21 protein-coding genes are annotated in these 21,387 nt (G+C 41.2%); 1 reads left to right on the top strand and 20 read right to left on the bottom strand.

Going from position 1 to position 21,387, the window contains the following annotated elements:
* Positions 1 to 146 precede the first annotated feature (146 nt).
* The 11 genes from nuoK to ABC255_RS01505 form a co-directional block, all read right to left on the bottom strand.
* Entirely contained in the window at positions 147 to 461 is a 315-nt protein-coding gene (nuoK, locus tag ABC255_RS01555; protein ID WP_063255620.1) for an NADH-quinone oxidoreductase subunit NuoK, read from the bottom strand.
* Positions 458 to 976, bottom strand: coding sequence for an NADH-quinone oxidoreductase subunit J (locus tag ABC255_RS01550; protein ID WP_179598634.1), 519 nt, complete (start codon positions 974 to 976; stop codon positions 458 to 460). Before ABC255_RS01550 ends, nuoK begins: the two co-directional genes overlap by 4 nt.
* The gene (gene nuoI / locus ABC255_RS01545; RefSeq protein WP_063255622.1) at positions 973 to 1,392 is read right to left on the bottom strand and encodes an NADH-quinone oxidoreductase subunit NuoI; all 420 of its coding nucleotides are present in this window, start codon (positions 1,390 to 1,392) and stop codon (positions 973 to 975) included. Before nuoI ends, ABC255_RS01550 begins: the two co-directional genes overlap by 4 nt.
* Positions 1,393 to 1,502: 110 nt before the next feature.
* On the bottom strand, positions 1,503 to 2,507 hold the full coding sequence (gene nuoH / locus ABC255_RS01540) for an NADH-quinone oxidoreductase subunit NuoH (protein ID WP_412991033.1): 1,005 nt from the start codon (positions 2,505 to 2,507) through the stop codon (positions 1,503 to 1,505).
* Positions 2,507 to 3,607, bottom strand: coding sequence for an NADH-quinone oxidoreductase subunit D (locus ABC255_RS01535; RefSeq protein WP_412991032.1), 1,101 nt, complete (start codon positions 3,605 to 3,607; stop codon positions 2,507 to 2,509). Before ABC255_RS01535 ends, nuoH begins: the two co-directional genes overlap by 1 nt.
* A 3-nt stretch (positions 3,608 to 3,610) precedes the next feature.
* Positions 3,611 to 5,122: an NADH-quinone oxidoreductase subunit C gene (locus ABC255_RS01530; protein ID WP_412991031.1), complete on the bottom strand. Its 1,512-nt coding sequence runs from the start codon at positions 5,120 to 5,122 to the stop codon at positions 3,611 to 3,613.
* A gap of 3 nt (positions 5,123 to 5,125) precedes the next feature.
* Positions 5,126 to 5,638 (bottom strand): NuoB/complex I 20 kDa subunit family protein, encoded by a 513-nt coding sequence (locus ABC255_RS01525; protein ID WP_063254614.1) that lies wholly within the window; start codon positions 5,636 to 5,638, stop codon positions 5,126 to 5,128.
* The gene (locus ABC255_RS01520; protein ID WP_179599056.1) at positions 5,629 to 6,003 is read right to left on the bottom strand and encodes an NADH-quinone oxidoreductase subunit A; all 375 of its coding nucleotides are present in this window, start codon (positions 6,001 to 6,003) and stop codon (positions 5,629 to 5,631) included. Before ABC255_RS01520 ends, ABC255_RS01525 begins: the two co-directional genes overlap by 10 nt.
* A 1,419-nt stretch (positions 6,004 to 7,422) precedes the next feature.
* Positions 7,423 to 8,256: a YitT family protein gene (locus ABC255_RS01515; protein ID WP_412991030.1), complete on the bottom strand. Its 834-nt coding sequence runs from the start codon at positions 8,254 to 8,256 to the stop codon at positions 7,423 to 7,425.
* A gap of 63 nt (positions 8,257 to 8,319) precedes the next feature.
* On the bottom strand, positions 8,320 to 9,039 hold the full coding sequence (locus ABC255_RS01510) for a GntR family transcriptional regulator (RefSeq protein ID WP_412991029.1): 720 nt from the start codon (positions 9,037 to 9,039) through the stop codon (positions 8,320 to 8,322).
* Between the two features lie 109 nt (positions 9,040 to 9,148).
* Positions 9,149 to 9,985: a sugar phosphate isomerase/epimerase family protein gene (locus ABC255_RS01505; RefSeq protein WP_412991028.1), complete on the bottom strand. Its 837-nt coding sequence runs from the start codon at positions 9,983 to 9,985 to the stop codon at positions 9,149 to 9,151.
* Positions 9,986 to 10,187: 202 nt separating this feature from the next.
* Between ABC255_RS01505 and ABC255_RS01500 the strand changes: the two genes are divergently transcribed.
* Positions 10,188 to 11,174 carry an SIS domain-containing protein gene (locus ABC255_RS01500; protein WP_412991027.1) on the top strand — a complete coding sequence of 329 codons (987 nt, stop codon included), beginning with the start codon at positions 10,188 to 10,190 and terminating at the stop codon, positions 11,172 to 11,174.
* Between the two features lie 516 nt (positions 11,175 to 11,690).
* Here ABC255_RS01500 and ABC255_RS01495 read toward each other — a convergent pair.
* The 9 genes from ABC255_RS01495 to ABC255_RS01455 form a co-directional block, all read right to left on the bottom strand.
* Positions 11,691 to 12,533, bottom strand: coding sequence for a PfkB family carbohydrate kinase (locus tag ABC255_RS01495; RefSeq protein WP_412991026.1), 843 nt, complete (start codon positions 12,531 to 12,533; stop codon positions 11,691 to 11,693).
* Positions 12,534 to 12,598: 65 nt separating this feature from the next.
* Positions 12,599 to 13,612 carry an SIS domain-containing protein gene (locus ABC255_RS01490; RefSeq protein ID WP_412991025.1) on the bottom strand — a complete coding sequence of 338 codons (1,014 nt, stop codon included), beginning with the start codon at positions 13,610 to 13,612 and terminating at the stop codon, positions 12,599 to 12,601.
* Positions 13,613 to 13,727: 115 nt separating this feature from the next.
* On the bottom strand, positions 13,728 to 14,630 hold the full coding sequence (locus ABC255_RS01485; RefSeq protein ID WP_412991024.1) for a carbohydrate ABC transporter permease: 903 nt from the start codon (positions 14,628 to 14,630) through the stop codon (positions 13,728 to 13,730).
* A gap of 2 nt (positions 14,631 to 14,632) precedes the next feature.
* Entirely contained in the window at positions 14,633 to 15,508 is an 876-nt protein-coding gene (locus ABC255_RS01480; protein ID WP_412991023.1) for a carbohydrate ABC transporter permease, read from the bottom strand.
* Between the two features lie 93 nt (positions 15,509 to 15,601).
* A complete protein-coding gene (locus tag ABC255_RS01475; RefSeq protein WP_459564442.1) occupies positions 15,602 to 16,876 on the bottom strand; it encodes an ABC transporter substrate-binding protein in 1,275 nt (424 codons plus the stop codon).
* 381 nt (positions 16,877 to 17,257) lie between these two features.
* Complete coding sequence (locus tag ABC255_RS01470; protein WP_412991022.1) at positions 17,258 to 17,443, bottom strand: hypothetical protein; 186 nt, start codon at positions 17,441 to 17,443, stop codon at positions 17,258 to 17,260.
* A gap of 9 nt (positions 17,444 to 17,452) precedes the next feature.
* The gene (locus ABC255_RS01465; protein ID WP_412991021.1) at positions 17,453 to 18,601 is read right to left on the bottom strand and encodes a Ger(x)C family spore germination protein; all 1,149 of its coding nucleotides are present in this window, start codon (positions 18,599 to 18,601) and stop codon (positions 17,453 to 17,455) included.
* A 29-nt stretch (positions 18,602 to 18,630) separates the two neighbouring features.
* Positions 18,631 to 20,193 carry a spore germination protein gene (locus tag ABC255_RS01460; protein ID WP_412991020.1) on the bottom strand — a complete coding sequence of 521 codons (1,563 nt, stop codon included), beginning with the start codon at positions 20,191 to 20,193 and terminating at the stop codon, positions 18,631 to 18,633.
* Between the two features lie 28 nt (positions 20,194 to 20,221).
* Positions 20,222 to 21,319 carry a GerAB/ArcD/ProY family transporter gene (locus tag ABC255_RS01455; RefSeq protein ID WP_412991019.1) on the bottom strand — a complete coding sequence of 366 codons (1,098 nt, stop codon included), beginning with the start codon at positions 21,317 to 21,319 and terminating at the stop codon, positions 20,222 to 20,224.
* Between the last annotated feature and the right edge of the window lie 68 nt (positions 21,320 to 21,387).

Here is a 21,387-nt window from a genome sequence, read left to right as displayed (position 1 = left end):
CTTTTTAAAAATGGTGCCTGTCACCGCTCACGCGAAAACTTCCGCCGAGGGAACTCACCAATTATCACCAATTTGTCCATCTGAGACGGACAGTGTCTTTTAAGCGATGACAGCACCGCAGTGTCTAAAAAATATTTTAATCAAGTTTAGTTTTTCATTGTGTCCATATCGTCGATGTTGACGGTTTTGCGGTTGCGGTATAGGGCCATTAAGATGGCTAGACCGACTGCTGCTTCTGCAGCGGCTACGCAAATCGTGAACAGCGCGAAGATTTGACCGGTGATGGATGGTGCTACACCGTATTTGCTGAAAGTTACCAGGTTAATATTAACGGCATTCAGCATTAATTCGATAGAGATAAGGACGATGACGGTGTTTCGTTTGGTCAATGCCCCGTATAAGCCGATACAGAATAAAATCAGTGCGAGTGCCAGGAAGGCTGAAGCAGGAACTGAACTCATTCCTTGTCACCCTCCTTCTCTTCTTTCTTCGCCAGAACAATCGCTCCAACAAGTGCCACTAATAGTAAAACAGATGTTAATTCAAACGGAATGACCCATTTAGAGTAAAGGGCTTCCCCTATTTTCATTGTATTGTCCACATGTAAGTCTGTCGGTACCTGTACCACGTTGAAATCATAGATTCCAATGTAGACAGCTGCCGCAAATCCAAGAATACCAAGAAATAATAGAACCTTTCTTCCCTTGCCTGTGGTGGTTTCCCCTTCATCATCATGCTTCGTTAACATAATTCCAAATAACATGATAATGGTTATCGCACCGGAATAAATCAAGATTTGCACCGCTGCGACAAATTCAGCTGACAGCAGCACGTAAATTCCGGCAATGCTGACAAACGTAAAAATGAGGGCCACGACCATGTGCACGACTTTAGTAAGGTTCAATAACAGGACACCGCCAATAATGGCGACAAGGGCAAGGCCCATAAATGCGATAAACTCGCCTGTAATTGTCATGGTTTATTCACCTGCCGTACGTTTTCGTCGTTCTCATCTAACCACTCAAGGTTTTTAAATAACATATCACGGCTGTATGACGCTAACTCAAAGTTATTGGTCATGACAATCGCTTCGGTCGGGCAAACCTCTGTACAGAGGTCACATAGGATACAAATCTCGAAATTGATATCATACGTATCAATGATTTTACCTTTTTTCGTTGGATCCGGATGTTTTTTACCCGTTAAATTAATACATTCTGTCGGGCAAATGTTCATGCATTGATTACACACGATACACTTTTCCGGATAGAATTTTTGAATACCGCGAAAGCGGTCCGGCAGCGGTAGCGGCTCATCTGGATAATTATAGGTTACCTTTTCTTTCGTTAACTGTTTTAGGGTATATTTCAAGCCTTTTGTAAATCCAAGCACGTTTTTCACCCCTTTTTCATTTTAAAAATACACTCTATATTCGTATGATAAACCTCTTTAAGGACTGTACTCATTGCGAACGCCCCATTAGGTTCCTTTTTCAATAAGTCTTAGAAAAACAATGTTTTGATTAACGCTGTTAAGAAGATGTTTGCTAATGCGACTGGGAATAGTACTTTCCACGCGAATTCCATTAATCGGTCGATTCTAAAACGTGGAAGTGTAGCACGCAGCCACATGTAAACAAAGACAACGACGCTAAATTTGAGTGCAAACCATACTGCGCCTGGGATAAATCCTAAGATATCCAGCGGCGGCAGCCATCCGCCTAAGAAAATGACGGTGATTAATGATGACATCGCAAACATATAAACATATTCTGTGAGCATAAAGAATGCCCAACGGAATCCTGAGTACTCAACAAAATATCCGGCAACAAGTTCGTTCTCTGATTCAGGAAGGTCAAATGGTGTCCGGTTTAATTCTGCAATCGATGCGATGAAAAACACGATAAAAGCAATCGGCTGATAAAGAATGAACCAGCCATGCTCCTGCTGTACCACAATGTCAGATAAATTTAAGCTTCCCGTTAATAAAATAACACCCAGAACGGACATAACAAGCGGGATTTCGTAGGAAATCATCTGTGCGCCTGCACGCATGCCCCCTAGAAGGGCGTATTTATTATTGGATGCCCAGCCGCCGAGAACCATTCCAAATACAGTCATTCCTGAAACGGCAATATAATAGAGTAATCCGACCCCGATATCGGCAAATTGGAATTTGTCTGTAAATGGGATCGTTGCCAGTACCATGAAAGCTGGAGTAAAGGCAATGATTGGTGCCAGGATGAATAGCGGCCTGTCGGCTGCCTTCGGAATAACGTCTTCTTTAAGTAAAAGTTTAAGAACGTCCGCTACCGTCTGTAATAATCCCCACTTACCGCCAAGCTGGTTTGGGCCGTGACGGGCCTGCATGTATCCTAAAACCTTTCGCTCTGCTAATATCGCATATGTTACGAAACCTAAGACCACTAATAGTAAGATAACTGCGAGTAAAAAGAAGATTCCAAAGTTCATCCAGCCAGGACTGGACTCAAGCAACTCTTCTACCATTAGCCGTCCACCTCCCCAAGGACAATGTCAACTGCCCCTAAAATCGCAATCAAGTTTGCAATGTTTTCGCCTACTAATAATTTAGGGAGAATTTGCAGATTATAGAATGAAGGTCTTCTAAACTTTAAGCGGTACGGTTCTTTTTTACCGTCACTTGAGATATAGCAGCCAATTTCTCCACGCGGAGATTCAATTCTTACAAATGCTTCCCCTTTTGGTGCTTTGATGATTTTTGGCACTTTGGCCATAATCTCACCTTCAGCAGGGAATTGCTCACATGCCTGCTCAAGGATTTTTAATGATTCTTCGATTTCTTCAAGGCGTACATGGTAACGAGCTAAGCAATCTCCTTCGTCCCTTGTGACAACATTGAAATCAAAGCGGTCATAGATTGAATATGGCTCATCTTTACGAAGATCCCATTTCACACCGGTACTGCGAAGGTTTGGACCGCTGAGTGAATAGTTGATGGCATCTTCCTTTGAATACACGCCAACCCCTTTTACACGGTCTAAAAAGATTTCATTTCCGGATACAAGGTTATGGTAGCCTTTCAGCTGTTCACGCAAGTAAGGAACAAATTCTCTTACACCGTCAACCCAGCCATCTGGTGCGTCCCACTTTACCCCGCCAACACGCATATAGTTGAAGGTCAAACGAGCACCTGATAATTCGTTAAGCATATTGATAATCATTTCACGGTCACGAAAAGCATAGATGAACGGGCTCGTCGCACCAAGGTCAAGGATGTACGTTCCCCATGCAACCAGGTGGCTGGCAATCCGCCCTAATTCCATCGCCATGACACGAAGGAAGTCTGCGCGTTCTGGAACTTGAATTCCCATCATCGTTTCAACTGCATGGCAGATGACATAGTTGTTTGTCATCGCCGACAAATAGTCCATTCGGTCAGTGTATGGGATAATCTGTGTATATTGCAGGTTCTCTGCTAATTTTTCCGTTCCGCGGTGTAAATAACCGATTACTGGGGTTGCTTCAGTAATGATTTCCCCGTCAATCTTGACAACCAGCCGGAATACTCCGTGTGTACTTGGATGCTGAGGACCGACGTTTAGCAGCATTTCTTCTGTTCTGATCACTGGTTACACCTCCACATCATACGGTTCATAATCTTTACGCAGTGGATAGCCAACCCAATCTTCTCCTAGCATAATCCGATGTAAATTCGGATGTCCGGTAAACTTAATTCCTAATAAATCATAAGCTTCGCACTCTGGCCAGTTAGCTCCTGCCCAAATTGGCTGCAAGGACTCGATTGTTGGTTCATCGCGGTCAATCTTTACTTTTAACGCCACTGATTGGCGATTTTTGTATGAGAATAAGTGAACATAAACTTCCATATGTGTGACAAAATCTGTTCCATGCAGCTCAGAGAGATAATCGAACCCTAGGAGCTCATTGTATTTTAAAAACTGAGCTACCTTGAAATATGTATCTTTCTTAGCAACAATTGTCGGAACGTCTTTCGATAATTTATTAATATAAGAATCTTCTAAAACATCCGAGCCTAAGTTTTCCTCAATAACCTTTCTATACTTATCTAAGAAAGGCTGATTTGGTGATGGCTGTTCGGCCGTATCGGCTGGCGATACGTCGCCGCCTTTTGCCGCGCCTGCTGCTTTTGCCTTTGCTGCTGCCGCTGCTTTTGCTTTAGCTACTGCTGCCGCTTTCGCTTTGGCTTTTTCATCATCGCCGCCCGCCGCTGTGTCTGCCTCACCGGTACCAGCTGCCTTCGCTTTTGCCGCTGCCGCCGCCTTTGCTTTAGCCGCCGCCACTGCTTTCGCTTTTGCTGCAGCTGCCGCTTTCGCCTTAGCGTCGTCAGTTCCTCCAGCCGCTTCTTCAGCTGGTGCTTCGCCGCCTGCTAGCTCCATTGCTTTCCGCTTTGCCGCTGCCGCCGCTTTTGCTTTCGCTACCGCTGCTGCCTTTTTCTTCGCAACGTCATCACCATCATCGCTGGTTTCAGCTTCTGCTGCTGGTGTTTCTTCTGCCGGGGCTGATTCTCCCGCTAGCTCCATCGCTTTACGTTTCGCTGCTGCCGCCGCTTTCGCCTTCGCTACTGCCGCTGCCTTTTTCTTCGCAAGGTCGTCACCGTCATCGCTGGTTTCAGCTTCTGCTGCTGGTGTTTCTTCTGCCGGCGTATTACCTGCACCTAACTCCATCGCTTTCCGCTTTGCCGCTGCTGCCGCTTTTGCTTTGGCTACTGCTGCAGCTTTTTGTTTTGCAAGATCGGCTCCATCCTCTGGCGCTTGGGCTGCCGCTGGAGTTTCTTCTACTGCTTCAACAGGAGCAGGAGCTTCTTCCTCCACAATACCTTCACGCTTTTTCTTTGCAAGTGCAGCCGCCTTTGCCTTCGCTGCTGCAGCTGCCTTTTTCTTCGCAAGGTCTGCACCATCTTCAGCTGGTGTTCCCGCTGGCTGTTCTGGTTGGGCCTGCAGTTCACTTTGACCAAGCGCTTGTTCAGAAGGTTTGTCCTCCTGTTTCGGTGCACCTGGAGATTCTCCTGCTGCCTTTGCCTGACGCTTCGCTAATGCCGCCGCCTTCGCTTTCTCAGCCGCTTCTCTTTTTAATTGATCGAGATCCTTCTCCCCGCTCATCGGTTAGATCACCTTCTTCCCAGTCTTCGCCTCATAGCGAATCTTTTCCTTTAATTTATTGATTCCATAAATTAATGCGGCCGGGTTTGGTGGGCATCCAGGGATATAAACATCAACAGGGACAATTTGATCGACACCCTTAACAACAGAATAAGATTTCACATACGGACCACCTGCAGTTGCGCAAGATCCCATCGCAATCACCCATTTCGGCTCCGGCATTTGATCATACAAACGGCGGACTATCGGCGCCATCTTCTTCGTAACCGTACCAGACACAATCATACAATCTGACTGACGTGGTGACGTACGAAAAATGGTTCCAAATCGGTCAAGGTCATAGTTTGCTCCACCCGTACCCATCATTTCAATTGCACAACAAGCCAGACCAAATGTCATCGGCCACAATGAATTACTGCGTGCCCATGCTTTAATTTGCTCTAGCGTCGCAAAAAACACATTTCTTTCTAACTCTTTCATTTCCTGTGGTGAGAGGTCATCTAGTTTTAAGTCCATCGTAGCACCTTCTTCTTCCAAGCGTATATTAAGCCAATCAACAGCATAATTACGAAAATCAACATCTCAATTAACGCAAAAACACCTAGCTTATCATAGGCAACCGCCCATGGATATAAAAACACAGTCTCTACATCAAAAATAACAAACATAAGGGCAAAAATATAATAGCGGACATTGAACTGTACACGGGAATCGTGAAATGGATCAATACCGCTTTCATATGTGGTATACTTCTCGACACTCGGCTTATGAGGTCGCAAAAGCTTACCTAAATATAACGCCACCAACGGCAGCAGCACCCCAAGACAGAGGAACACAAAAACTATCAGATAATTATTCTGATATAAATTCAAAAGTTCCATGTCAATCCCCTCCAATGTTGTAAATTTTCATAACAATGAAACTTGTAACCGATAACATTATAGCATTGTTACAAACCTGTGTCGATAAACCAACTTTATAAAATTGGAAATTCTATCGCCGCAAAACTTTCCATTCCAAGCGGTCGAGAGCTCGCTCTCGGTAACGCCTTGGAATGGAAAGTTTTGCAAGCCTCAGCGGAGCTGAGGCGCAATGTGCGTTAGCACATGGCGATAGAATTTTCAATTTTTGCAGAAACCTGGTTTTAAATCGACACAAGGGCCCCACCCCCTGAGCGTTTGCGTGATCTCGCAGAAAAGGCTCCCTGAAATCACTCCAGAGATGACGCAAGAGCGAATTGTAAAACCTTGCACTTAGGCGCACGTGATCTGCAGCGGAGCGGAAGATGACGTGCCTAGAACTAGGCTCGCAAGAGCCAAATTTTCCCTTATAACGACATTTAACAACAAAAACATATAACTGTCAGTGAGAATTGTCATAAAAAATACACCAAATCGTACCCTTCCATACAAAAACATTGATTTACATCCAGCTAAGCACTCTTATCTAAACAACAACATCGTACAACCCATCACACTATCATATTCACAATAAACCAAATCATTCAAAAATTTCTATTAAAAAGGAATAAATATAATCAACATCCTACTAATCTCCTATAAGAGCCAGTCGAAAGACTGGACATCGTCATTTTACCATAATCAAATTTCCTCTAATGTCCTTGCCTCCAATAGGGATGCCCATATTTTCACATCCCACACCCCTTACCTGCTATTTTTCCTCCGCTATCTGCCAATTTTACACGCTTACCTGCCTAACCAATTCCACCACCCTACTAACCCCTGAAAAAGCCAGTCGCAAGACTGGCCATCGTCATTTCCCTTAACCAAATTGCTTCAAATACCCCTAAATCAAATTAAAACCGCCTTAATTTTTATACCCCGCGCCTCTTACCTGCCTAACAAATCCCACCACCCTACTAACCCCTGAAAAAGCCAGTCGCAAGACTGGCCATCGTCATTTTCCCTTAACCAAATTGCTTCAAATACCCCTAAATCAAATTAAAACCGCCTTAATTTTTATACCCCGCGCCTCTTACCTGCCTAACAAATCCCACCACCCTACTAACCCCTGAAAAAGCCAGTCGCAAGACTGGCCATCGTCATTTTACCTTAATCAAATTACTTCAAATGTCCCTTCCCCCAATTTTCACCTCCTGTATTTTCACATCCCACACCCCGTACCTGCCATTTCCCCTCCTCTACCAGCCTATCTCACAAACTTACCTGCCTTTTTCTTCATTTACCTGCCAATCCCCATCGTTTACCTGCCTAACAAAGGAGTTGACCTCCCCCTCAACAAAAAAAAGGCAGAGAACTCATCGTCTCCACCTTTCTATTTCAACTCGCCTTATACCCTTTCCCAATCACTTCCTGCACATGATGTACCGTGACATAGGCTTGCTCATCGATTTCACTAATCATATTTTTCAGCCGAACGACCTCTTGTCGGCTAATCACAATATATAGAACTTCCTTATTATCTCCGGTATAACCGCCGCGCCCCTCTAATACGGTAATACCCCTCGACATTTTATTGGTAACGCTACTCAGCACCAATTGCGGTGAATTCGAAATGATGAAAACCGCCACTTTTTCCTCGAGTCCATCCACAATAAAGTCAATGACCTTGGCGCCGATATAAACGGCAATGAGGGTATACATCGCCTTCACTAGTCCAATGATAAAAACAGAACCAGCCACAACGATAATATCAATCAATAGAATGCCTTTACCCATGCTCCAGCCTAAAAATTGATTCGCCAATTTCGCCAGGATCGTGGTTCCACCCGAAGTACCTCCAGCACGGAAAATAATCCCTAAGCCTCCACCAACTAAAAGTCCGGCAAAGATAGCCGCTAAAAGTGGGTCATCGGTTATCCTTTTACCCGTCTCCTCCGTGATATACATAAAAAGAGAACAAGAAAAGATAGAAAATAACGTATAAATAATCGCTCTTTTTTCTAAAAACTTATATCCAATCAACACCAGCACCGTATTAAGAATGAAATTGACCATCCCCGGGGATAAGTCAAAAAGATAATGTGCAATAACAGTAAGACCGATGATACCGCCTTCTGACAACAGATTTGGGATCGTAAAGTAGTTGATACCTACTGAAAAAATGAGTCCACCAAATAAAATGTATAGACATTCCTTGACCGTTTTCCACATTGCGATCTACTTCCTCATGAAAAAAATTTCAGTTATCCCATGTGCGTCAAATGCTAAACAGCCCTATTGCTTCAGAATAAATTTATAACTCTCGCCAACAATATACTGCTTCCCAATATGAACCGGCTTGCCATTTTCGTCATACACCATGGTTTCCATATAAAATAATGGTTCGCCGCTCGCAACGTTTAGCAATTGGATTTCTTCTTCACCAGCCCTGACAATCTCCAAAGAAGTTTCACCGGCATCTGTTGGTTTTACATTCAGCTTTTCTTCCAAAACTTTATAGACTGACGCATCCAAATCTTCATTTAATAAAGGATGAAACTCTTTATACGAAAAATAGTTATTCTCGAGCATGATTGGTGAATCGCTGGCATATCTGACCCGTTGAATAAAAAGAAGGGCATCACCATCATCAAGTTGAAGCAACTTTTGATCCCTTGGGGTTGGCTGAATAATTTCCTTTTTAATTACTTTACTGCTTGGAATCAGTCCATTTGCCTTACAGGCGTCACTAAAACTAAGAAAATGAACAATTTTCCTCTCAATTTTCCGCTTATTTACAAACGTACCCTTGCCTTGCTTTTTGACCAGATAGCCTTCTTCTACCAACTCAAGAATCGCTTTTCTGACAGTAATTCTACTAATTTTGTGCTCCTCGCTCAATTCTAATTCTGTTGGAATCTTGTCTCCATATTTTAATTGACCATTAACAATAGAGGTGCGAATCGATTCTTTCAATTGAATATATAACGGAATTTGGTCATCCTGTTTTAACATGTTTTCCACCTGCCTAATAGTTGATAAAGTAAAGGCTTACAAATAACGTCTCTACTTTATCTTTCGTACTTCTAAGTATATAGCTTTTAAATCACACTATCAATTTGTTTCAACCATCTATGACACTTGAAAGGATCTTCAAAGACCGTTCCATCGCTTCATCTGGATTTTGTACATATTGATAGGAAGTATATTCTAAAGTTAGAAAGCCTTTATACCCGATTTCATTTAATTGATCGATGTATTTCTCCAAAGGTAAAACGCCGTCTCCCCAGACCAAATGACCTTCTGGCTTACCATCGATAAAGTGAATATGAACTAAATCCTCACCTAATAAACTGGAATAATCCTTGAAATCCTCATTTGCCAATGCCATCGGAATCGTATCAATCATTCCTTTTAGTTTCGGGCTATTAACCTCATCTAACATTCTTTTTAAAGACTTAGAATCAAAAACCAAATTCGATTCCACTCTTGTTAAAGGTTCAAACGCAAGGGTTAGGTCTAAATCAGTTGCAACTGCCGATAACCTCTCCAATGAATCTCTTGTTCGTTTCCAAGCTTCTTCTGGTTCTTCATTTTCATAGCCCCAGCCTGGAGTAACTAATAGCAACGGAGCACCTAATTCCTTAGCAGCCTCCGCTGATTTGATAAAGTATTGAATACTTTTCTCACGCAGACGATCTTCTTTCGCAGCCAAATTGATGGGGTAAACACACTGCTCGGGTGTAAAACAGACTACGGATAAATCTCTTCTATTAATCTCCTTTTTTACATTTCGAATCTCGTGGAGGCTCAAATCATTCACATAAAAATGAGGAGCTGCTCCCCATAATTCGATATTTTTACATTCATAACGAACCATAGCGTCTAGAAAGTACTCAAAAGGGTAGTGCTTATAATGAAAATTCATCCCAGCTACTTGGTCCATTGTAATTTTAGCCATCACCCTAACCCCTTCCCCTTAAAAATAGCAAAATATTAGGATTAATATAACATCATATTACGTTATATGTCAATGTGGTATATTTTAATAAATTAAATGTTCTAAAAAGATTGACAATTAAAAGGGTGTGGATTAATATAATGTTATATAATGTTATATTATATTTTAACCCCTTTAAAATGAATCTAAGGAGGAAACATGAATGGTAAATTCACAAGTAGTTGTAGATCCACAAGTTCAAAATGTATTAGAGGCATTGAAAGGACGTACCATTAACCACGTATATTTTGTAGCTTGCGGTGGTTCTTCTGCGATTATGTACCCAAACAAGTACATACTAGACCGCGAGGCAAAAAATCTTACATCAGATGTTTATAGTGCCAATGAATTCATTCATCGTAATCCTAGAAAACTTGGCGAAAACTCACTTGTTGTCCTTTGCTCGATGTCTGGTACAACACCTGAAACAGTCGCTGCAGCAACATTTGCCCGCCAAAAGGGCGCTTTAACCGTTGGATATACAAATCAACCAACTTCGCCTTTAGCTATTGAAAGTGAATTTGTTGTAAAATACGAATGGGGCACTGAATCTGTGGCCTTTAATACTAACTTAGGACTACTTTATCAATTAACATTTGGCGTCCTGAATGTGTTAGAAGGAAATGATAAGTTTGATAAAGTAATCAACAGCTTAACAAACCTTCAAGCTGCATTTGAAAAATCAGATGTACAATATAAAGACCAGGCGTTCCAATTTGGCCAGGACTACAAAGACGAAAAAGTTATTTACACTATGGCAAGTGGAGCAAACTATGGAATCGCTTATTCTTATGCGATTTGTATCCTAATGGAAATGCAGTGGATCCACTCCAATGCGGTTCACGCCGGTGAATATTTCCATGGACCATTCGAAATTATTGATAAAGATGTACCATTCATTATCCTTCTTGGCTTAGATGAAACACGTCCTTTAGACGAAAGAGCGTTAGACTTCTCGAAAAAATACGGCGAGAAATTGGTCGTATTAGACGCCAAGGATCTTGACCTAACTGGTGTCGACGAAGAGTTAAAGGGCTACATCGCACCGCTAGTATTAAACAACGTGCTGCGCCGATACGCAGAACAATTAGCGGAAGCCCGCAACCACCCGCTTTCAAAAAGACGTTATATGTGGAAAGTAGAATACTAATAGCCAGAGCTCCTCGAGTTTCGACTCTAGGAGCTTTTTTCTTTTTAGAATCCAAAACTGAAAAGCCTGCGAAGGAACTAGGGGGTCCGCACTTATCGGTTAGGGATCAGGTTAGACTAAGCGCCCGAGAAGATAAATAGACGGAAGAATTCCGCTTATTTAGAAATTATTATTAAAAAAGGCATAAATAGACGGAGATATTCCGCCTATTGGCTCAAAAAGTCCCTAAATGGAAGATTTTTTTTTGATTAAGCGGAAAACTTCCGCTTATATTCACCGAAACGAGCTCCATTCTTCATATAACCGGAAAATCTCCGGTTATTCTACTTTACTGGTTCCACACAAAAGAGTAAGTCGAGAGAACATTATGATGAGATAAGATTTTTATATTCCTAATAAAGAAACTCGCCAATTATGGCGAGTTTACATCATTACATACCTAAAAGGATTACAAGAGAAGCACTTCCAAACCGAACCCTTTACTCTACCAGCTAACAGGTCCCCTCCATATAAATACTAACAAAGTACAATTTTCCTTGCTCGCTTCTTCCCATGTCCAAAGGCTCCATATCGCTGGCAGGTTTCAGCCGCCGCCGCAGCGCCTTTTTCCATTGCTTCCTGTGCATGACCATTCACGATAAACTCTTTTAAGAACACAGCCACAAAGGTATCTCCCGCTCCGAGTGTATCAACAACATCGGTTTCAACAATCCCTTGTGTAAACACTTGGTTTCCATCAGAGAATAGCGACCCTTCAGAGCCTCTCGTAACGATTACATTTTCTGTGCCCGCAGCATGAACCTTTTTAATCAATGCTTCACATTCGGCTGCCGATAAATCCCCACCAGAAAAAATTGCAAATTTCACATGCGGGCAGACAAGCTGCAAATAGTCGTCATCATGTATGGTTGAAAAATCAAACGAGATATTAATGTACTTTTTTAATAAGGGCAGTTCTTTTTCGATATGGCTGAATACGCTCGTATGCAGCAGTGAATAGGTGCCTATACTCTCTAGGTCTTCTTTTGTAAAATTCAATTTTAAGTGCTTTTGAATGCCGCCTTTATTTGAACCAACAAATATCCGATCACCATGCTCATCCAAAGACACAACCGCCTCCCCAGATGGTCCAAACGCACGGCGTACCTGAGAAACATCGATATCCTCTTCCTGTAACGAGTTAATAATATGCTCGCCTTCTTCATCGTTCCCGATGATGCCTATGTAAGAAACATCCTCGATCCCGTAGCGTTTCCAAAAAACTGCTACATTTACTGCATTTCCGCCTGGGAACATCTCCTGGCGATCATCATAATAATCCACTACATTATCTCCAACCGCTATCAGCCTCATCTTCAAAACCCTCCCATAAATTGAATAAGAGAAAGATACAATAAGTTTATTGTATCTTTCCAAGTTCTTTTTTAATAAGCCACTGTTCGATAATATCTTCTAATCTCTAAATTATGATTTCGTTTATCTTCTAAATGAACGCTTAATCTTTGCAATAAAGTAGACGTGACAATCGGCGATAGGTATTTTCTAAACTCTTCGCTGATTCCTGCTAACTCATAATCAGCTGTATCAATTACTGTTAATTTGTTTGTATACTTTTCAGCAAAGCGCTCGACACGGTCCATCAACGGACGCGTTTCATCCTGGCCTTTTAGTAAAAGCATGCTCGTATCTTCTTCGACAATTTCCAATGTCCCGTGGAAGAACTCCGCTGCATGGATGGATTTTGTCTTAATCCATTGCATTTCCTCTAATACACACATCGCATAGGAGTAAGCGCGGCCCCAAGTTGTGCCGGAACCCACCACCAAATGATAAGGCTCCTCTTTATACGTAACCGCAAAGTTTTCTGCTTTAGGTTCGAACTGTTCCTTGGCCTCGATTAGCTTCTCAGGTAAAACTTCTAACTGAGCTGCAAACTCCTCATAACGGGGGAAATCACCATTTTTATTCATGAGTTTAAAAATGAGGTGATAAAGCACTAATTGGTTGGAATCGCTGGCAAAGTCATTTTCAGCAAAATTAACCAAAGGGTAATCTACTGTATCTGCAAGAGGCTGATTGTATTCGCCCGTTAAACCAATCGTCGTGGCACCAAGTTGTTTACAATATTTTGCTGCCGCTACTGTCTCTTCAGTTGTGCCTGACAACGAAGATAAGATGACAAGAGATTCTTCACTTAATTGCTTGTTATTTTGCAATATGAGCTCTGCAGCAATTTCAGCGTAAGCTGGAATCGTTGATGTTGAGTTAATCATGTATTCGAACGGATAAAAGGTAGCTACTGCCCCGCCAGATCCAATTAGAAAAATATTTTTAAAGCCCTTTTCAAAGACCTTGTCTGCTACCTTTTCAATTTCTTCTCTTAATCCTACAGCTCCTCCGGTTACTTTCAAATACTTTTCCCTGCTAAAATTCAACATCGATTCCACTCCTTTTTTATAATACGTTATATAACGTTATAACAATAATAGAATGATTAACCAAATTAGTCAATATCAGTAAATTTATTTTTTTAAAGGGGAAAGTCCCCCGCTATTATCCTTTTACACTTCCATCGGCTAAACCGCGGACAAAGTATTTCTGCATTAACATAAAGACGACAATCAATGGCAGTGCTGAAATCACCAAGCCAGCCATTAACACTCCCCAGTTTGTATTGAGTGCATCCTTAAACACTAGTAAACCAGATGTAATCGGCTTGACCTCTTCTGTTTGAATGAAAATAAGTGAAAATAAAAACTCATTCCAAGCGTAATAAGCAGTTAATATCACCCCGGTAAACAAAATTGGTTTACTCATCGGCAGAAATATTCTCCCAAATACATCTAAAGTTGTTGCACCGTCCAGATAGGCTGACTCTTCCAGCTCCTTCGGGATCGATAGGAAAAAGGAGCGGATTAACAAGACGGTTAAAGGAATTCGATAAGCGGTAAATGTTAAGATCAATGCCCAATGCGTATCAAAAATCCCCATTTGCTGAATTAATTCATAGAGCGGTATTAAACTGCTCTGCGGCGAAAACATCAAACCCGCTGATACAAATAGCAACAGAAATTTCCCGCCTTTGATTTGAAAGCGCGTCAACCCAAACGCACACAACGCACTGATTAACACAGTCAGCAAACAGGTTCCTACCGTAATAATCACACTATTAACAAAGTAGCTCGAAACTCCCTGTTGCCACGCTGTCGCATAATTGGAGAACAACCATTCCTTCGGCAGTCCCCAGCTGTCATTAAAAATGTCCGCCGTATTCTTAAAAGAATTGATCACCATCCAAAATAATGGATAGGCAATCGCTATGAAATAAAGGAGGAGGAAAACAAAGATTAGTCCGACAACGACTGGCGTGCCTGGTTTTTGTAATTTCGGCCTCACCGTAATCTGTGATAGCTTTACTTCCGGACTGCTCGCAACTTCTGACTCTATCGGCTTCATTTTTACTCCTCCCCCGTTTTTAAGACCTTGTTCTGAACAAAATAGAAGATCAACGTAATACCCAAAATCACATTGGCAATCGCTGAGGCAAACCCTGGCTCACTGTCAATAAACGCCTTCTGGTATAGATATGTACTAAAGACTTGTGATGAGTTAGCTGGACCACCACTCGTTAATACATATACTTCACTAAACACTAAGAACGATCCAGTAACCGTATAAATTAGTAACACAAAGGTCATTTCTTTTACTTGCGGCACCGTTATGCTGAAGAAGGTACGAAGTTTCCCTGCTCCGTCAATCGTAGCAGCCTCATATAACTCCCCAGGAACTTTTTGTACTGCCAATACAAACAGCATGACGGCATACCCGATACTCTGCCACTGTGAAACAAATATGACAGCGAAGATCGCAGTTTTTGGATTCCCAAGCCAACCCTCTGCCCATTCTCCTAAACCAATTGCTCTCAAGAAACTATTAAGTAACCCTACTTCAGGGTTATAGATAAAACTAAAGAGAATCCCAATGACCGTCATCGAAATTAGAACCGGGATAAAAAAGGTTGTCCGAAAGAAGGTGGAAAATCTCCTGAATACTTTGTCCTCTAGAATGGCAGCAATCACCAAACCAAGCCCAACTTGAAGAATAACGGAGATCACGGCATAAAATAGATTGTTTTTCAGCACTGTGTAAAAGACGGGATCTTTAAAGAGGCGTGTGTAATTTTCGATTGATACAAAGCTTCTATCTAAAGTAAATGGATTCCATTCATAAAAACCATTTACTAAATTTCGAACTAATGGGTAGTACACAAATAAGGACAGCATAATTAAAGCTGGTGCAATATAAAGTATCGGGATGATTCGTGTTCTGCGCATTTATACCCCTCCCATCAAACATCTATTAAAAGTCGGTTTGTTTATAGAAAACTATATATCTCACAAACCGACCATTTAATAGACTTCTTTCCGTTATTTTTTAACTTGTTTTGCTGCTTCTTGAACACTCTTCATTACTTCTTCTGGTGTCATCGTACCGCCTAACATCGCTTGAACACCGTCACCATATGGTTTGAACACTCGGCTGTCTAATGCGCTATCTGCCCAAATTAACATATCTCCTGCTTCAATGATCATATCCATTGCCTTTACTTCTTGTTCACTTGCTGTATTTTCATTTACAGCACCCTCAACTGTACTTGCAAAACCGGTATCCTTAATTAACTTTTCACCATTTGCTTTAGAAGTTAAAAACTTCAAGAATTTCATTGCTTCTTCAGGATGTGCGGATTTCTTTGTTACCATAAAGCCTTCAGGGGCACCGATAATTCCCTCTTGGTCACCCTTAGCTCCCTCAATGGTCGGAACCTTGAAGGAACTCCATTCAAACGGAGCATCATCTAAGAAAGAAATTTCAAGCGTTTCTAACAGAATTACTCCTGCTTTACCGCCAATGAATAAGTTTCTTGTTTCATCATGTGCTGACGCGTTTGGATTTTCATTTAAATATGGTTTTAATTCATTCAGCTTCTTTAATGCTTCCACATATCCAGGGTCAGTAAATTCAGCACCTTGGTAACTAAAATCCTTATCCAATACTTCACCAGGCACTGTTCTTTGGTTTAGTGCCGTTACATAGTGTGCAGCAGCCCAAGGAGATTTGTTACCTAAAATTAATGGAGTTGTGCCACTTTTCTTTAGTGTTTCAAGTACTGTGATGAACTCGTCCCAAGTAGTTGGAGCCTTAAGATTTAACTTATCGAAAACCTCTTTGTTGTAGAAAAACAACTTACTGTCTGTAAAAAGCGGCACGCCGTATACTTTTCCATCCTTTTTGAAATGTTCCACTTGTGACTCGATCAACTGGCCAGACCACTCAGTATCAGCTGCATAGTATTCGGAAAGGTCTAACGCCACACCATCACGGATAAACTTCTCGCCATATTCTCCTACCCAGCTAAAGAAAATATCTGGTGGAGTCTTACTGCCAAGAATAACATTCGCCTTTTGCTTGTAATCATCGTTTAACGCCGTAACTTCTTCAACATTGATATCAGGATTCTGTTTTTCAAACTCTGCAATAACTTGTTTGTAATAAGACTTATACGGCTCATTCGGCCATCGGTGGAAAAAAGTAATCGTTGTTTTTCCATCTTCTGATTTTGAATTAGAGCTCTTAGATGAACATCCTATTAATAATGACATTACTACTAAAATACTGATTGCTAGAGCAAACCATCGTTTCACAAACATACCCCCCAATATTTCTTCTGTTTTTGATAGCAAACTATAAAGCGCTTACAAGTTATTTTTGTCAGTATCAGCCTCCAGACAATTTTTCGAGATGTACTCTTTGTTGTGATGTTGTATTATAATATGATATTACATTATATAACCTTTATCGTCAATATCAAAATTGGGGGAACTTTCAAACAATTTTTATTACATTAGGACAAAGACGAATATGTTTCAGCCCCTATCCCTACATAGGTATACTACGATAGTTCATTATTAGCCTAAGTTACCATAAATTCAACGATAGGAACAGATGAAATATTATCTATTTAATAATTTCATTCCATAAAAATAAAAAAGCCTCGCCAGTTCGTCGACCAGCAGAGGATTAATTCATAAAACATCACCTAAATAAACGACCGCACCACCATCAAAATACTCAATGCCAATCCAATTAAGGCAAGAAATGAAAACACCACTAATTCTTTCATTTCCTTTTTTCGTACTAACTGTGGGATTTCCCATGCAAAAATCACCCCAAAGATAAGGATCATCATTAATATCTTCAGCATTTTTCATTCCTTTTTGTCATTTTATTAAACCGATTCTTCTTACAAAGGCTTTAGAATGGATGGTTACCTTTGTTTGGACAAATTCGTTCTCCCAGTTCTCTTTATAATGTGTATTCCATTCCTTCGGATATTTCTTGTAGACTGATTGACCAAAGCCAAATATGTCTGATTCATACTCTTTTTGAGCCTTTTCTACAATCATTTCAATTCTCTTGCTAATTTTCTCCTCAGCATATGTTTGAATCTCCTCAATTACCTTTGTTTCAAAGAGGTTTAACTTTGAGTCATTTTCGATTACACTCAATTCTGTGACCACATCCACGTCCAGTTTTAATTCCCCTTGTTTGAGTAAGGGAACAATATTCGTTTCACCTCTTACGATTTCCATACTAATGTTTCCCCCGCCTTTTTCCTCAGGGACATTGACCGTAATAACACCCGTTTTAATTTCATTACGAAGCCATAATAGGCCTCGCGTTTCACCCTCATCCATCCAGCCTACCAGCTTGTCCCCCTTAAAGACAGCGATTCCATTTACAGCCTGAGTTTCACCTGATTTATTCTTTGTATCCACTTCTAATGGCTTTAAGGTAAACTGTGAAGCAAATGGTTCTATACCATCTGTCAGAAGCATATTCAGAAAATCCCTTACATAAATTTTAAGACCCACACTCATTTTGGCGAGCTCTCTCGTTTCCTCTGCCGAAACACTTTCAAATCTTGGCATACTATTGATAATTTTAGAGGCCTTACCCTTCGTAAACATAATAAAACTATTGATTCGAGGCTCAGCGTACCTTGTATGGAAATCGACAATATGAAATACTCCCTTTTTAGCTAAATCCTCGCCAACCAGAAGGACTCGGCTTTGGGAAAAAAAGATCCGTCTTGACAGCTTTCCTTGAATATTACGGTATGCTTCCGATACCGATGCACCCGTTTCTGAAATGACAATGGTGCTTTTCCCACCGCTTTCACCTGTGCCTCCCGTTACTAACTTTGAAGGAACGGCCACTTGAAGTGTTAAGCGGAGTTGCTCGTCCTCGACAAGGTCCAACCCAATGGCTGTTACAATAGCAATATCATTGATTTCAACCCGGTTCCAACAACCTGTAAGGAAAATCAGTGTTATTCCCCATATTAAAAGCATTCTCATCACTTTCATTAAGACCATCCTGTCCTGTTATACACGAACTAGTATTTAGGTTTCCGGGAGTTTAACCGTTTCAAATTCCTTTTTCCTGTTTCATGTGGACGCTCATTTAATTTCCACCATGGAGCCCGAATAAATATATCTTTAAGGTTATTAAAATGAAAGGGAGCGATTGGGGCCATATAAGGAACACCAAACGACCGTAACTGGACGAGGTGAACCGATATGAAGAAAATCCCAAGCAGAATGCCATAAAACCCCAGCGTCGCCGCAAAAAAAATCATAAAAAAGCGTAGGAGGCGAATCGCTCCTGTTAAGGGATAACTCGGAAACATAAACGACGCAATCCCCGTCGTTGCGACCACAATGACCAATGGAGCGGAAACAATTCCAGCCTCAACCGCTGCCTGCCCCACCACCAATGCACCGACAATACTGACGGTTGATCCAATCGGTCTCGGCAACCTAAGCCCAGCTTCACGCAATGCCTCAAAGGTTATTTCCATTAACAATGCTTCAATCACCGCTGGAAATGGCACCTTTTCCCTTGAGGCGGCGACACTAAATATCAGATTGGTTGGTAGTAATTCATGGTGGAAGGTGGTCACCGCAATATAAATGGAAGGAAACAATAAAGCCACAGCTAAAAATAAATACCTGATAAACCGAATAAAAGAAGTCATGATAAACCTTCCATAATAGTCCTCTGGAGAATTCATCATTTCAAAAAATGTAACTGGAACAATAAGGGCAAATGGGCTGTTAGCTACCAAAATTCCGACTTTCCCTTCAAGAAGATTACCAACAACACGATCTGGCCGTTCCGTCTGCAGCACCTGGGGAAACAGAGAAAATGGCTGATCCTCGATAAATTCAACTATGTAGCCGCTATCTTCAATAGCGTCAATCTCAATTCGCTTTAATCGGCTTCGAACTTCCTCTACAATCGAATGCTGAGCAATATCTTCTAGATAGGTAATCATCACTTCCGTTTGAGAAAGGCTTCCAAGCTTCATATATTCAAATTTTAGTTTTGTTGTTTTTAGCCGTCTACGAATCATACTTCCATTTGTTCGGATATTTTCGGTAAAACCTTCTCTTGGACCTAAGACGACTGCTTCCGACACTGGCTCATCAACCGAGCGCTGCTCCCATGACTGCTCACTAATAAAAAGTGCAGTTTTCGATCCATTCATGAGCAAAATCGTACCGCCTGCTAAAACTTGATCAATCACTTCTTGAAAGGTGGCACCTTGCCTTACTTGAGCTGAACTAAGAACCCCTTTTATATCATTTATGGTTATTTCAGCATGCTTAGGTAATTTCTCGTTAGCCTTTAATAATGGATGAATGACATGGAATTCCATTCTTTCCACGTTAACCAACCCATTTAAATATAAAATGTTTGCCGAGTAAAGAGCGTTTATCTTAATTTCACGAAAAGAAAAATCGGCGGCCCCTTCAAAAAGCTGTTTAATCCGGTGAAAATCTTCCTCCAGGTTACCCGTTAATCCCTCGTTATTACCTTGCTCTTGGACGCCCTGCTCCCAAATTTGAGGTTTATTTTTAGCACTTAATCTCTTCATCTGCCGAAAAATTTTCAATGGCAGCACCACCTATCATAAAATCAATCTATTGTTGACCCAATTTTTTGCGAATAAAAGCAATGCACAGGAAAAGAAAAGGCAGAATGATTTGTAAAAAGGTATGGACATAGGTAACATAATAGTTAAATCCAAATTCGATATGTTCCACAAAACTGGATGCAGTTACTAGTGCCAACGGGGGAATGATAGACCCAAGTCCAAGAACGACTGACCGAGTCTGTTTTAACCTCAGTAATTGAGAAATTCCAAGAGCCGCAGCAAAAGTAAATGCGCCGACCTTAAAAAAAACTCCCGCCACCATCATTAAAATGACAAGTGCATCAAAACGTTCGAGAAAATCGGCGACCGATACCATTTGCGTGGCGGATAGAAGAGAAAAAATATCCCTGCTGTAAATTTCCGGTCCTAAAACGGAAATCATCATAATCGAGTTAACTGTTAATAGCAGCCCACCAACCAGTAGAATCGCCATTCCTATTCTTCTCGCATGCTGTTTATTTTCCAAATAAGGATATAACATCATGATGACTATGGTTTCTCCAAACGGGAAATTAATTGCAACAGGAACGGCTTCTTTCAATACTGGCATTAACCCGTTTCCTAGTATAGGTGTAAGATTTTTAATATCAAATTGATCTACGGTAAAGAGAAGAATCCAAATAAGTATGAGAGCAAAAATATAAACAGGGAACACAATTTCCGCCATTCGGCCAAACGTCTCCACTCCACCCCGTAAGCAATAAATCACCAGCACCATAAAACTTGCGATTACAACAAAAATGGGGGTTTCAGAAAGGATCGTCGTAACAATAAGATCCCCTAATTCCCTGCCTGCTCTGGCCGCAGAATAGGTGAAATGGAAAATATAAAGCAAAATGGCCGGATAGGAAAGAAACTTCCCGATAATCTTAGGAAGCATTTCAACTAGTGAATCCCCGGGATAATAGACCGCTAATTGGGTATAAACAGCCATTAGGATAAAACTGCCTGACATACCAACTAATATAAAAATCCATGCATCCTGCTTTGAATTTAGGCCTAACCCTAAAATAATGGCTGTCCCTAAAACATACCCAGCCATTAAATAAAAAAGTTGGAGGCCACTTATTTTTTCAATATTCATCCGTATTCACCCTCAAGCAGGCTGAGCTATAATTTGGAAAAAAGCCTTCCAACTCTTACTATTTTCCA

The organism is Neobacillus canaveralius (assembly GCF_047237705.1).
GTDB classification, from domain to species: domain Bacteria; phylum Bacillota; class Bacilli; order Bacillales; family Cytobacillaceae; genus Neobacillus; species Neobacillus niacini_K.
The sequence above is the reverse complement of the archived record's forward strand: the minus strand, read 5'-3'. Positions and strand labels throughout refer to the sequence as shown.